Origin of the sequence: Enterobacter sp. 237C8 (assembly GCF_034106865.1) — a bacterium.
GTDB classification, from domain to species: Bacteria; Pseudomonadota; Gammaproteobacteria; order Enterobacterales; family Enterobacteriaceae; genus Enterobacter; species Enterobacter asburiae_B.
Map to the genome: position 1 here is coordinate 1 of NZ_JAWNDF010000015.1, position 12,029 is coordinate 12,029.

Sequence of the window (12,029 nt, forward strand, 5' to 3'; positions counted from 1 at the left end):
TGTTAAAGAGCAGTTGCAACGCGGCTTTCGCTCACCGTTGCGAGGTGGCGTATATTACGCTTTCCTCTTTCAGAGTCAACCCGTTATTTCAGAATTTTTCTCTTCAACCGAACCGCTTGTTGTGTGAAGTGATTCACATCCGCCGTGTCGATGGAGGCGCATTATAGGGAGTTCTCGGCTGGCCGCAACCGCTAAATGACAGAAAAATGACTGACTGCTGCATTCCACAGCAAAACCCCGCCTTATACCTTTTTACACACAGACTTATCCACAGTGATACGAAAAAGTGAAAATGTGCGAGCGTTGCGCAAACGTTTTCGTTAAAATGCTCGCGCTTAATAAGGATGCCCCGTCAGGTGTGTTAGATGAGTTTTTCGCAGGAAAATTCATCTAACGCTCTCTGTAATCGTGAAATCCAGGGGATTTACCATGCAACAACGTCGTCCAGTCCGCCGCGCTCTGCTCAGTGTTTCTGATAAAGCCGGTATCGTCGAATTCGCTCAGGCACTTTCCGCACGCGGTGTGGAGCTGCTTTCTACAGGCGGTACCGCTCGCCTGTTAGCAGATAAAGGTCTGCCGGTAACCGAAGTGTCCGATTACACCGGTTTCCCGGAAATGATGGATGGACGCGTCAAAACTCTGCACCCGAAAGTGCACGGCGGTATTCTTGGCCGTCGCGGTCAGGACGACGCCATTATGGAACAGCATGACATCGCCCCAATCGACATGGTTGTCGTTAACCTCTACCCTTTTGCCCAGACCGTTGCTCGCGAAGGCTGTTCTCTGGAAGATGCCGTAGAGAATATTGATATCGGCGGCCCAACCATGGTGCGCTCCGCGGCCAAGAACCATAAAGATGTGGCCATCGTCGTAAAGAGCAGCGATTACAACACCATTATTAACGAGATGGACGCCAACGAAGGGTCACTGACTCTGGAAACGCGTTTCGACCTCGCCATCAAAGCCTTCGAGCACACCGCGGCGTACGACAGCATGATCGCCAACTACTTCGGTAGCCTGGTGCCTGCTTACCACGGTGAAAGCAAAGATCCTTCTGGCCGCTTCCCGCGCACCCTGAATCTGAACTTCATTAAGAAGCAGGATATGCGTTACGGTGAGAACAGCCACCAGCAGGCTGCCTTCTATATAGAAGAAGAGGTAAAAGAAGCCTCTGTTGCGACCGCTCAGCAGGTTCAGGGCAAAGCGCTCTCCTATAACAACATTGCTGACACCGACGCCGCGCTGGAATGCGTGAAAGAGTTCAGCGAGCCGGCCTGCGTTATCGTCAAGCATGCGAACCCATGCGGCGTTGCCGTGAGCACCTCTATTCTGGATGCCTACGACCGCGCGTACAAAACCGACCCGACCTCCGCGTTCGGCGGCATTATCGCCTTCAACCGCGAGCTGGATGCTGAAACCGCGCAGGCCATCATCTCCCGCCAGTTTGTTGAAGTGATCATCGCGCCATCGGCCTCCGAAGAAGCGCTGAAAATCACCGCGGCAAAACAGAACGTGCGCGTGCTGGTTTGCGGCCAGTGGGCAGAACGCGTGCCGGGCCTGGACTTCAAGCGCGTGAACGGCGGCCTGCTGGTTCAGGACCGCGATCTGGGTATGGTGACAGAAGCCGACCTGCGCGTGGTAACGAAACGCCAGCCTACCGAACAGGAACTGCGTGACGCGCTGTTCTGCTGGAAGGTCGCGAAGTTCGTCAAATCCAACGCCATCGTCTACGCCAAAGAAAACATGACTATCGGGATAGGCGCAGGCCAGATGAGCCGCGTTTACTCCGCGAAAATCGCGGGCATTAAAGCAGGCGATGAAGGTCTGGAAGTAAAAGGCTCCGCCATGGCTTCTGACGCCTTCTTCCCGTTCCGTGACGGTATCGACGCGGCGGCTGCAGTGGGCATCACCTGTGTGATCCAGCCTGGCGGCTCAATTCGCGACGACGAAGTGATTGCCGCTGCCGACGAACATGGCATTGCAATGATCTTCACCGACATGCGCCACTTCCGCCATTAATTCCCGGAGCAGAAAATGAAAGTATTAGTGATTGGTAACGGCGGACGCGAGCACGCTCTGGCGTGGAAAGCGGCGCAGTCTCCGCTGGTGAAAACAGTTTTCGTAGCACCGGGCAACGCCGGTACCGCGCTGGAACCCGCGCTGCAAAACGTGGCTATCGGCGTGACCGATATCCCGGCGCTGCTGAGCTTTGCCCAGAGCGAGAAAATCGATCTAACCATCGTCGGCCCGGAAGCGCCGCTGGTGATTGGCGTCGTCGATGCCTTCCGCGCGGCGGGCCTGACAATCTTCGGGCCAACGGAAGGCGCCGCGCAGCTGGAAGGCTCCAAAGCCTTCACCAAAGATTTCCTCGCGCGTCACAACATCCCGACGGCGGAATATCAGAACTTCACCGAAGTGGAGCCAGCCCTGGCCTACCTGCGTGAAAAAGGTGCGCCGATTGTTATCAAGGCCGACGGTCTGGCCGCTGGTAAAGGTGTGATCGTGGCGATGACGCTCGAAGAAGCGGAAGCCGCGGTTCAGGATATGCTGGCGGGTAACGCCTTTGGCGATGCGGGCCACCGCATCGTGATCGAAGAGTTCCTCGACGGTGAAGAGGCCAGCTTTATCGTGATGGTCGACGGCGAGCACGTTCTGCCGATGGCCACCAGCCAGGATCACAAGCGCGTGGGCAATGGCGATACCGGCCCGAATACTGGCGGAATGGGCGCTTACTCCCCCGCTCCGGTAGTGACTGACGAAGTCCACCAGCGCACCATGGATCGCGTCATCTGGCCAACGGTGAAAGGGATGGCGGCGGAAGGCAACACCTACACCGGTTTCCTCTATGCGGGTCTGATGATCGACAAGCAGGGTAACCCTAAGGTCATCGAATTCAACTGCCGCTTTGGCGATCCGGAAACGCAGCCCATCATGCTGCGCATGAAATCCGATCTGGTGGAACTGTGTCTGGCAGCCTGCGAAGGCAAGCTCGACGAGAAAACCTCAGAGTGGGACGAGCGTGCGTCTCTGGGCGTGGTGATTGCGGCGGGTGGTTACCCGGGCAACTACAACACCGGGGATGAGATCCACGGCCTGCCGCTGGAAGAGATTGACGGTGCGAAGGTGTTCCATGCGGGTACGAAGCTGGCTGACGACGATCGCGTCCTCACCAACGGCGGACGCGTGCTGTGTGCAACCGCGCTGGGCCATACCGTGGCAGAAGCGCAGAAACGCGCCTATGCGCTGATGGCGGATATTCACTGGAACGGCAGCTTTAGCCGTCAGGATATCGGTTATCGTGCAATTGCGCGCGAGCAGGGCGAGTAATTTCACACCCTCACCCTAACCCTCTCCCTCAAGGGAGAGGGGATTTAAATCAAAAACTTTTTTCCGTCGGCTGCCAGGTGCAGAAGTCTTCGTTCGCCACCAGCAGCAGCTGAGAGCCTTCCGGCGCTTCCAGCCACGCCACACTCACCTCCATTGATGAATGACGCTGACGGCGCTGAATGTGTTCTGTTGCCCAGGATTCGAGCTCAGGCTTGACCGTCTGTCCTTCGCAGGTTGTCACCGTCCCATCGGCATGCCAGCGCCCCTGGCGCAGCACAACGCGTCCCAGACGAAGCGCATCGCTGGTCTGGCGGATTTGTTCGGCACGATAACGGTAGAGAGCGATTTGATCGCTGGAAAGCTGCTGTTTTTGGCCGCTGACTTCGCGCTGCATAAAGCTCAGCTCGCCATGGTCGTCAAAACGCACTTTCACGTGTTCGGGGGTCTTGCTGTAGACGTTCAGTTCAATCAGCGACAGGTCATCTCCCTGCCAGCGATATTCCGCAGTCGACGTATTGCCGTTATGCCACGGGCTGAAGGCAGAAAGCAGATGCACTTCGCCGCCGGAATCTTTGCGCCAGATCCTGACCGCACCCTGGTTGTCCGCGTAGCCGCTGGCGGTAAACGGCGGCAGGGAGGTGTCGTGGCTGCAGGCTGACAGCAGCAGCATGCCTGCCAGCGCGAGCGTTCCACGCCAGAAAGACAAAAGGGGCGTTGCCGCCCCTTCGCTAAAACTGTTCACTGCCACGCGTCTTACTTAACAGCGTCTTTCAGTGCTTTACCAGAAACAAATGCCGGCACGTTAGCTGCGGCGATTTTGATTTCTTTACCGGTCTGCGGGTTGCGGCCAGTACGCTCAGCGCGGTGGTTCACTTTGAAGGTACCGAAACCAACCAGTTGCACAGCATCGCCTTCTTTCAGAGACTCAGTAATAGCAGCCAGGGTAGATTCCAGAGCAGCTTTAGCCTGCACTTTAGACAGATCAGCCTTGTCCGCAATTACATCAATCAGTTGAGTCTTGTTCATAAGTTATCCTTTCAATGTGTTTATCGCTTGCTAAGCATCGAGTGCGACGAAAATGCCAAAAAAGCACTCTCCTGCATACACGCACCGATAGCCACTTTTTTTCGCCCCCCAAATGTAGACCAGACAAGGGGCGAAAGGGAAGAGTCGAGGAGCGACAAAACGGGCGTTATCTCAAGTTTTCTTGTCTCATTGGTTAAAAATTATACCAATATTGCTCTCAGCAGCCTCTCGTAAGTCCGCGCGCAGCCCTTTTATCAGCTCAATATCGCGTTCTTCACACTCTGCCAGCAGGCGGAAAATTTCCCACTGAATGTCCCATTCTTGCTCAACCGCCGGGTTTGCACGCAGCTCTTCGTCGGTCATCTCGCGACCTTCCTGGGTCATTTCCAGCATCGCGACGGTCGTAATCGATGCCTTACTGACTTCAATTGCGTGCTCCAGCGTTTCACCGCTCAGACGGGAGTGAAGCAGTTCGCTTAACGCCACGCAGGCATCAATCGCCGGGTAGACACCGTACAGGTCAAAATCATCCGCAGCCGGAATCGCCTCTTCCAGCTTTTCCAGCTGGGAGTCGAAGTTCACCTTCGCGTCTTTCACCGTCAGCGTTTCCCAGATCAGATCCAGAATGCGGCGGTAGATATGGCCATCACCAAAGCCCGTCTCCTTACAGAACGCGGCATAGTTGGGATACATGCGCTCGCACAGGCAAGCCATAAACGTCACGTGCTGCCAGCTTTCAACTTTCTCAAGGCGCAGGTGAATCGGGTTTTGTAGCATGATGATCTCTCGAATCGAAAATTAGGCGCAGTTTACCTGAATCATCGCTGAATTTCCTGCCAACGAACAAAAGCCGGACGCGAAGAGGCCACGGCGTCTGCCCAGCGCGTCGGCTCCGGCAAGCGGTAGCCCTTCATGCAGCGCTGCACCCACGCCAGGGCGCTGTCCATGCTCACCCGGTGCCCCGTGGCGATAAAGAGCGGATTACAGCGCGCCTTGCTGCGCCAGACCCACGCTAGCTGCTCACCTTTATGGATAAGCGGCGCCAGCGCGCCCGGCTCGGCTGAAAGAGGTTCAAACGCGCCGCACAGGCGTTTCTTGGCAACGCCAATGGTCGGGACATCCACCAGCAGACCAAAGTGGCTGGCAACGCCTAAACGGCGCGGGTGTGAGATACCGTGTCCATCGACAAACAGCAGGTCAGGTTTTTGCGAGAGTTGCTCCCACGCTGCCAGCAGCGCGGGATATTCGCGGAAGGAGAGAAAGCCCGGAATGTACGGCATGGTGGTCGCGATACGCGCAACCTTGAACTCGACCAGCTCAAGCGAAGGGTATTTCAGTACCACCATCGCCGCTCGCGTCACTTCCCCACCCTGCTCGAATCCGACGTCTGCTCCGCCAATGTACTGCGGAGGATCTTTATCCAGACGATCCTCGCGGATCACCGATGAGGCCAGTTCGATTTGTTGAGCGCGTAGCGACGCGAGATCCATAACCACTCCTTACTTGTGATACTGGGCAGAAAGCCGATGCACCGCCTCCACAAATACGCCTGCGTGTTCTGGCGGCACATCCTGATGAATGCCGTGGCCGAGGTTAAAGACGTGGCCTTCCCCCTGGCCGAAACCAGACAGTATAGTCGACACTTCTTCTTCAATGCGCGCTGGCGGCGCATAGAGCATGGACGGGTCCATATTGCCCTGCAGCGCCACTTTGTCCCCCACGCGACGGCGCGCATCGGCGATATCGGTCGTCCAGTCGAGGCCCAGCGCGTCGCAGCCGGTTGCCGCCATCGCTTCCAACCACTGGCCGCCACCTTTGGTGAACAGCGTCACCGGCACGCGGCGGCCTTCGTTTTCACGCAGCAGGCCGTCGACGATTTTGTGCATGTAGTACAGGGAGAACTGCTGATAATCGCGCCCTGTCAGCACGCCGCCCCAGGTATCGAAAATCATCACCGACTGCGCACCCGCCTTAATCTGCGCGTTCAGGTAGAGGGTGACGCTCTTCGCCAGCTTGTCGAGCAGCGCGTGCAGGGCCAGCGGCTCGGCGTACATCATCTTTTTAATCATGGTGAAGGCTTTGCTGCTGCCTCCTTCAACCATATAGGTCGCCAGCGTCCACGGGCTGCCGGAGAAGCCAATCAGCGGCACTTCACCTTTCAGCTCGCGGCGAATGGTGCGCACGGCGTTCATCACGTAGCCCAGCTCGCCTTCCGGATCGGGGATCGGCAGCTTATCCACGTCGGCTTTGCTTTTGATTGGGGAGGTGAAACGCGGGCCTTCACCGGTTTCGAAGTACAGGCCAAGGCCCATTGCATCCGGAATGGTCAGAATATCCGAGAAGAGGATCGCAGCATCCAGCGGGAAGCGGCGCAGCGGCTGGAGCGTCACTTCGCAGGCCAGCTCGGCGTTTTTGCACAGCGACATAAAATCGCCCGCCTGCGCGCGCGTGGCTTTGTACTCCGGGAGATAGCGTCCCGCCTGGCGCATCATCCACACCGGGGTGACATCAACGGGCTGGCGCAGCAGCGCACGCAGATAACGATCGTTCTTCAGTTCGGTCATTTTTGCAGTTCCTTAAGCGTCATGGCCTCAGTGTAACACTACTCATACTCGGCCCGACACATCGCCACGGTATCTTCTATCAGGCGACGCGCCACGGTGCCCGGCGGAGGCAACAGCGGTAGATCGTCGTAGCGATACCAGTTTGCTTCCAGCAGCTCTTTCTGATCGATAACGATCTCGCCGCTGTCGTATTCGGCCATAAATGCCGTCATCAGAGACTGCGGGAACGGCCACGGTTGGGAGGTAACGTAGCGCAGGTTCTTCACTTTGATCCCGCTCTCCTCCATCACCTCGCGCGCTACCGCCTGCTCCAGCGTTTCGCCCACCTCGACGAAGCCGGCCAGCACGGTGTGAATGCCGTTGCGATGGCGGGTATGCTGCGCCAGCAGGATGGAATCCTCCCGGCGGATAGCGACGATAATACACGGCGCAATCTGCGGATAGTAGCGTTCGCGGCAGTGGCTGCAGAGCATCGCCCACTCGGTTTTGCTCGGGCGCATGGTATGACCGCAGTAGCCGCAGTATTTATGCGAGCGGTAAAACTCGGCCAGCTGCACGCCGCGCCCCGCCAGCTGGAACAGCCCCACGTCCAGATCCAGCACCTGGCGCACCGATCCCATATCCTGGCGGCGGGACTGTTGGATCAACCACACCGGCTCACCCTGCCACTCGCCGATCTTCAGCGCAGGCTGGCCGACGAGATCGAACGCCTCAGCTGCACCGTAGGGGATTTCCCCGGCAGGAAGCCATAATTTTTGTTCGTGACTGACGATCCACCAACCAAGATCTGATTTTTCAATAATACGATCCATATCTATTGCACTACCTTCGCTTCACTGACATGTTGTTAGCATTGTGGTTACATTCTGGATAAGCAGATTCAATCCTACATTTTGCGGAGTCGACCATGTTAAACCAGCTGGAAAGCCTGACTGAGCGCGTTAGAGGAAATAACAAACTGGTGGATCGCTGGCTACATGTACGCAAGCATCTACTCGTGGCTTATTACAATCTGGTCGGTATTAAGCCTGGCAAAGAATCGTTTATGCGACTGAATGAAAAAGCGCTGGATGATTTTTGTCAGGGCCTGGTCGACTATCTGTCCGACGGCCATTTCAATATTTATGAACGCATTATCCGCGAAATGGAAGGGACAACGCCGTATTTAGCGGCCAGCAAGCTCTATCCCCTTCTGGAAGCCAATACCCAGCAGATCATGGATTACTATGATTCCGCGCTCGAGAACGCTATCGACCACGATAACTATCTTGAGTTTCAGCAGGCGCTATCCGACCTCGGTGAAGCGCTGGAAGAGCGATTCACGCTGGAAGATAAGCTGATCGCCCTCGTGCTGGACAATGATTTGAACATCAGTAACGAAGAGAACGTCGCGCGCCCTGCTTGAGTTCTTCACCGTTAACGAGTAATTTACAACCATTCGCCCCTCTCACGAGGGGGATTTTTCTTGTCGGAGTGCCCAGCGCCTGAAAGCGCGGGCTGAGACCGTTAATTCGGGATCCGCGGAACCTGATCAGGCTAATACCTGCGAAGGGAACAAGAGTCACACTGCTGTTGTATCGCCTGAGGGCGATCCTCTCTTGCTTCATCCGTCGTCTGACAAGCCATGTCCTTCACTTTTGGAATGAGCTATGTCTACTGCAAAACTTACCCGCCGCGAACAGCGCGCACAGGCCCAACACTTCATCGACACGCTGGAAGGCACCGCTTTCCCGAACTCGAAGCGCATCTACATTTCCGGCTCGCAGGCCGATATCCGTGTCCCAATGCGTGAAATCCAGCTTAGCCCGACGCTTATCGGCGGCAGCAAAGATAACCCGCAGTATGAAGACAACGAAGCCGTGCCGGTGTATGACACCTCCGGCCCGTACGGTGATCCTGATGTTGCCATCAACGTCCAGCAGGGTCTGGCAAAGCTGCGCCAGCCGTGGATTGATGCGCGCAACGACTGCGAAGAGCTGAGCGTACTCAGCTCTGCCTACACCAAAGAGCGCCTGGCCGACGACGGTCTGGACGAGCTGCGCTTTACCGGCCTGCTGACGCCAAAACGCGCTAAGGCGGGCAAATGCGTGACCCAGCTGCACTACGCGCGCCGGGGCATCGTCACGCCGGAGATGGAGTTCATCGCCATCCGCGAAAACATGGGTCGCGAGCGCATCCGTAGCGAAGTGCTGCGCTATCAGCATCCGGGTGAAGGCTTTGGCGCTCGCCTGCCGGAGAACATCACGCCGGAATTTGTGCGTGACGAAGTGGCCGCAGGCCGCGCGATTATCCCTGCCAATATCAACCACCCGGAATCCGAGCCGATGATTATTGGCCGCAACTTCCTGGTGAAGGTCAACGCGAACATCGGTAACTCGGCCGTCACCTCCTCCATCGAAGAAGAGGTGGAGAAGCTGGTCTGGTCCACGCGCTGGGGCGCGGACACGGTAATGGACCTCTCCACTGGACGCTATATTCACGAAACCCGCGAATGGATCCTGCGTAACAGCCCGGTACCGATTGGCACCGTACCGATTTATCAGGCGCTGGAAAAGGTCAACGGCATCGCCGAAGACCTTACCTGGGAAGCGTTCCGCGACACGCTGCTGGAGCAGTCCGAGCAGGGCGTGGACTACTTCACCATTCACGCGGGCGTGCTGCTGCGCTACGTGCCGATGACCGCGAAGCGTCTGACCGGCATCGTCTCGCGCGGCGGTTCCATCATGGCGAAGTGGTGTCTGTCACATCACCAGGAAAACTTCCTCTACGAGCACTTCCGCGAGATCTGCGAAATCTGCGCCGCGTACGATGTCTCTCTGTCGCTGGGCGACGGTCTGCGCCCGGGCTCGATCCGCGACGCGAACGACGAAGCGCAGTTTGCCGAACTGCACACGCTGGGTGAACTGACCAAAATCGCCTGGGAGTATGACGTGCAGGTGATGATTGAAGGTCCGGGACACGTGCCGATGCAGATGATCCGCCGCAACATGACCGAGGAGCTGGAGCACTGCCACGAAGCGCCGTTCTATACCCTGGGGCCGTTGACCACCGATATTGCGCCGGGCTATGACCACTTCACGTCGGGCATTGGCGCGGCGATGATCGGCTGGTTCGGCTGCGCCATGCTCTGCTACGTCACGCCGAAAGAGCACCTTGGCTTGCCAAACAAAGAGGACGTAAAGCAGGGGCTGATTACCTACAAAATTGCCGCCCACGCCGCGGATCTGGCCAAAGGCCATCCGGGCGCGCAAATTCGCGATAACGCCATGTCGAAGGCGCGCTTTGAATTCCGCTGGGAAGACCAGTTCAACCTGGCGCTGGACCCGTTCACCGCCCGCGCCTATCACGACGAGACACTCCCGCAGGAATCAGGCAAAGTCGCGCACTTCTGCTCTATGTGCGGGCCAAAATTCTGCTCGATGAAAATCAGCCAGGAGGTGCGCGACTACGCCGCCGCGCAGACCATTGAAGTGGGGATGGCGGACATGTCTGAAACCTTCCGCGCCAGAGGCGGCGAAATCTACCTCAAAAAAGAGGAGGCGTAATGTATAAGCCCGATTTCCCGCCTGTCCCCTACCGTTTAGGGCTCTATCCGGTGGTGGACAGCGTGGAGTGGATAGAGCGCCTGCTGGAGACAGGCGTTCGAACGATCCAGCTGCGCATCAAGGATAAACGCGATGACGAGGTGGAAGCCGATGTGGCTGCCGCCATCGCGCTTGGCCGTCGGCATAACGCCCGTCTGTTTATCAACGATTACTGGCGGCTGGCCGTTAAGCACCAGGCGTACGGCGTGCACCTGGGTCAGGAGGACCTGGAAACAACGGATCTGAGCGCTATCCGCGAAGCCGGGTTGCGTCTTGGCGTTTCAACGCACGATGACATGGAGATCGACGTGGCGCTGGCGGCCCGTCCCTCTTACATCGCGCTGGGTCACGTCTTCCCGACGCAAACCAAGCAGATGCCCTCCGCACCGCAGGGTCTGACGCAGCTGGCGAGTCACGTTAAACGCCTTGCCGATTACCCTACCGTCGCCATTGGCGGAATCAGCCTTGAACGCGCCCCGGCGGTGCTGGAGACCGGCGTCGGCAGTATCGCCGTCGTCAGCGCCATCACCCAGGCCGCAGACTGGCGTCTTGCCACCGAACAGCTGTTACAGCTGGCAGGAGCGGGTGATGAACGATCGTGATTTTATGCGCTATAGCCGTCAGATCCTGCTGGAAGATATCGCCATCGACGGACAGCAAAAGCTGCTCGCCAGCCGGGTGCTGATTGTCGGTCTGGGCGGGCTAGGCGCGCCCGCCGCGCTTTATCTGGCTGGTGCAGGTATCGGTACGCTGGTGCTGGCCGACGACGACGAGGTTCACCTCAGCAACCTGCAGCGACAAATCCTCTTTACCACCGAGGATATCAACCAGCCAAAAGCGCAAATTACCCGGCAGCGCCTGAACCAGCTCAACCCGGATATCGCGCTGATTGCCCTGCAGGATCGGCTCAGCGGTGAAAACCTGCGCCGTGAGGTCGCCCTTGCCGACGTGGTGCTGGACTGTACCGACAACATGGCGACGCGCCAGGCGATTAACGCCGCCTGCGTGGCAAATAATACGCCGCTTATCACCGCCAGCGCGGTGGGGTTCGGCGGGCAGATGATGGTCCTGACCCCGCCGTGGTCGCAGGGCTGCTATCGCTGCCTGTGGCCGGATGATGCAGAGCCGGCGCGCAACTGCCGTACGGCGGGCATTCTTGGTCCGGTGGTCGGCGTAATGGGCACAATGCAGGCGCTGGAGGCCATCAAGCTGCTCAGCGGCATGGAGACGGAACGCAATACGCTGCGGCTGTTTGATGCCCGCTCCAGCGGCTGGCGTCATCTGGCGTTACACCGCGCCAGCCGCTGCCCGGTATGCGGAGGCCGCGATGCGCATTCTGTTTAACGATGAGCCGATGAAATGCGACGACGGGCTCACCGTTGCGGCACTGCTCGACAAGCTGCGCCAGCTCAAGCCGGGAACGGCGCTGGCGCTCAATCAACAGATCCTGCCGCGCGAGCAGTGGGAACATCAGCAGGTCAATGACGGCGACCAGATCCTGCTGTTTCAGGTTATCGCAGGGGGCTGA

13 protein-coding genes and 1 riboswitch are annotated in these 12,029 nt (G+C 57.9%); of the genes, 7 read left to right on the forward strand and 6 right to left on the reverse strand.

All coding sequences use genetic code 11. The features are described 5' to 3' along the window. The first annotated feature begins 429 nt into the window (after positions 1 to 429). Positions 430 to 2,019, forward strand: coding sequence for a bifunctional phosphoribosylaminoimidazolecarboxamide formyltransferase/IMP cyclohydrolase (gene purH, locus USF70_RS21290; RefSeq protein ID WP_033146979.1), 1,590 nt, complete (start codon positions 430 to 432; stop codon positions 2,017 to 2,019). 15 nt (positions 2,020 to 2,034) lie between these two features. After that, positions 2,035 to 3,327: a phosphoribosylamine--glycine ligase gene (gene purD, locus USF70_RS21295; protein ID WP_045357745.1), complete on the forward strand. Its 1,293-nt coding sequence runs from the start codon at positions 2,035 to 2,037 to the stop codon at positions 3,325 to 3,327. A gap of 49 nt (positions 3,328 to 3,376) precedes the next feature. Here the strand turns inward: purD and USF70_RS21300 are convergent, their stop codons facing one another. From USF70_RS21300 to nudC, 6 genes are all read right to left on the reverse strand, one after another. Continuing rightward, a complete protein-coding gene (locus tag USF70_RS21300; protein ID WP_033146981.1) occupies positions 3,377 to 4,069 on the reverse strand; it encodes a DUF1481 domain-containing protein in 693 nt (230 codons plus the stop codon). A gap of 11 nt (positions 4,070 to 4,080) precedes the next feature. Next, positions 4,081 to 4,353 carry a nucleoid-associated protein HU-alpha gene (gene hupA / locus USF70_RS21305; RefSeq protein ID WP_002445246.1) on the reverse strand — a complete coding sequence of 91 codons (273 nt, stop codon included), beginning with the start codon at positions 4,351 to 4,353 and terminating at the stop codon, positions 4,081 to 4,083. Positions 4,354 to 4,539: 186 nt separating this feature from the next. Then, positions 4,540 to 5,130, reverse strand: coding sequence for a YjaG family protein (locus USF70_RS21310; RefSeq protein WP_029742042.1), 591 nt, complete (start codon positions 5,128 to 5,130; stop codon positions 4,540 to 4,542). A gap of 41 nt (positions 5,131 to 5,171) precedes the next feature. Next, the gene (gene nfi, locus USF70_RS21315; protein ID WP_033146984.1) at positions 5,172 to 5,843 is read right to left on the reverse strand and encodes a deoxyribonuclease V; all 672 of its coding nucleotides are present in this window, start codon (positions 5,841 to 5,843) and stop codon (positions 5,172 to 5,174) included. Positions 5,844 to 5,852: 9 nt separating this feature from the next. Beyond that, positions 5,853 to 6,917: a uroporphyrinogen decarboxylase gene (hemE, locus tag USF70_RS21320; protein ID WP_029742041.1), complete on the reverse strand. Its 1,065-nt coding sequence runs from the start codon at positions 6,915 to 6,917 to the stop codon at positions 5,853 to 5,855. Positions 6,918 to 6,955: 38 nt separating this feature from the next. Continuing rightward, positions 6,956 to 7,729, reverse strand: a complete 774-nt coding sequence (gene nudC / locus USF70_RS21325) for an NAD(+) diphosphatase (protein WP_039262361.1) — start codon at positions 7,727 to 7,729, stop codon at positions 6,956 to 6,958. Positions 7,730 to 7,824: 95 nt separating this feature from the next. Between nudC and USF70_RS21330 the strand changes: the two genes are divergently transcribed. The 5 genes from USF70_RS21330 to thiS all read left to right on the forward strand — a co-directional run bounded on the left by USF70_RS21330 (position 7,825) and on the right by thiS (position 12,029). Further along, positions 7,825 to 8,322, forward strand: a complete 498-nt coding sequence (locus tag USF70_RS21330) for an Rsd/AlgQ family anti-sigma factor (protein WP_048979202.1) — start codon at positions 7,825 to 7,827, stop codon at positions 8,320 to 8,322. A gap of 54 nt (positions 8,323 to 8,376) precedes the next feature. After that, positions 8,377 to 8,488, forward strand: a riboswitch (TPP riboswitch). A gap of 78 nt (positions 8,489 to 8,566) precedes the next feature. Then, positions 8,567 to 10,462 carry a phosphomethylpyrimidine synthase ThiC gene (thiC, locus tag USF70_RS21335; RefSeq protein WP_320735999.1) on the forward strand — a complete coding sequence of 632 codons (1,896 nt, stop codon included), beginning with the start codon at positions 8,567 to 8,569 and terminating at the stop codon, positions 10,460 to 10,462. Continuing rightward, the gene (gene thiE / locus USF70_RS21340; protein ID WP_045889037.1) at positions 10,462 to 11,103 is read left to right on the forward strand and encodes a thiamine phosphate synthase; all 642 of its coding nucleotides are present in this window, start codon (positions 10,462 to 10,464) and stop codon (positions 11,101 to 11,103) included. Before thiC ends, thiE begins: the two co-directional genes overlap by 1 nt. After that, on the forward strand, positions 11,090 to 11,845 hold the full coding sequence (thiF, locus tag USF70_RS21345; RefSeq protein WP_054830118.1) for a thiazole biosynthesis adenylyltransferase ThiF: 756 nt from the start codon (positions 11,090 to 11,092) through the stop codon (positions 11,843 to 11,845). The genes thiE and thiF overlap by 14 nt, the downstream gene beginning before the upstream one ends. After that, positions 11,829 to 12,029 (forward strand): sulfur carrier protein ThiS, encoded by a 201-nt coding sequence (gene thiS / locus USF70_RS21350; protein ID WP_033146989.1) that lies wholly within the window; start codon positions 11,829 to 11,831, stop codon positions 12,027 to 12,029. The genes thiF and thiS overlap by 17 nt, the downstream gene beginning before the upstream one ends.